Annotated in this window: 1 protein-coding gene; it reads left to right on the forward strand. The window is 38.9% G+C overall.

The genetic code is table 11. The annotated features are described in order from the left end of the window. Nucleotides 1-1038 (forward strand): HYR-like domain-containing protein (locus CCAND38_RS11735; RefSeq protein WP_042343231.1); only part of this gene is annotated, 1038 nt, incomplete at both ends.

Here is a 1038-nt window from a genome sequence, read left to right on the forward strand (position 1 = left end):
TCCAATTGTGATGGCACTACTGAAATTTCGGTAACCCATACCGACACAGAAACAGGCGATTGCAAAACAGGTAAAACGATTGTACGCACCTATACGGCAACCGTTTGCGGACAAACGATTTCTCAAAAACAGACCATTACTATTGCAGGGGATAATGAGGCTCCCATTTTTTCAGGAGAATTACCGAAAGATATTTCGATTACTGAAAATCAGGAAGTACCGACACAAAAAACGCTAACCGCTACGGACAATTGTTCTGCTGTTCAAGTTGCTAAAAGCCAAGAAAACAAGGTGGAAAACGGAAATAAAATAATTATTTACCGATGGACAGCAACAGACGTTTGTGGAAACGAAACAAAATACAGCCAAACCATTACCATTACTCCTACACCGGAAATAACCTTTATAAATTTCCCCGCGGATGTGAATTTATCTTGTGGAAAATATAAACCTCAAGTAGAGAGCAAATTACAGGTTTCCAATTGTAATGGAACTACTGAAATTTCGGTAACTCATACCGACACAGAAACAGGCGATTGTAAAACAGGTAAAACGATTGTACGTACCTATACAGCAACCGTTTGCGGACAAACGATTTCTCAAAAACAGACCATTACTATTGCAGGGGATAATGAGGCTCCCATTTTTTCAGAAGAATTACCAAAAGATATTTCGATTACTGAAAATCAAGCAGTACCAACGCAGATGAATTTAACCGCTACGGATAATTGTTCTGCTGTTCAAGTGACCAAAAGCCAAGAAAACAAGGTGGAAAACGGAAATAAAATAATTATTTACCGATGGACAGCAACAGACACTTGTGGAAACGAAACAAAACACAGCCAAACCATTACCATTACTCCTACACCGGAAATAACCTTTATAAATTTCCCCGCGGATGTGAATTTGTCTTGTGGAAAAGATAAACCTCAAGTGGAGAGCAAATTACAGGTTTCCAATTGTGATGGAACTACTGAAATTTCAGTAACCCATACCGACACAGAAACAGGCGATTGCAAAACAGGTAAAACGATTGTA

This window comes from Capnocytophaga canis (assembly GCF_000827555.1).
Classification (GTDB): Bacteria; Bacteroidota; Bacteroidia; order Flavobacteriales; family Flavobacteriaceae; genus Capnocytophaga; species Capnocytophaga canis.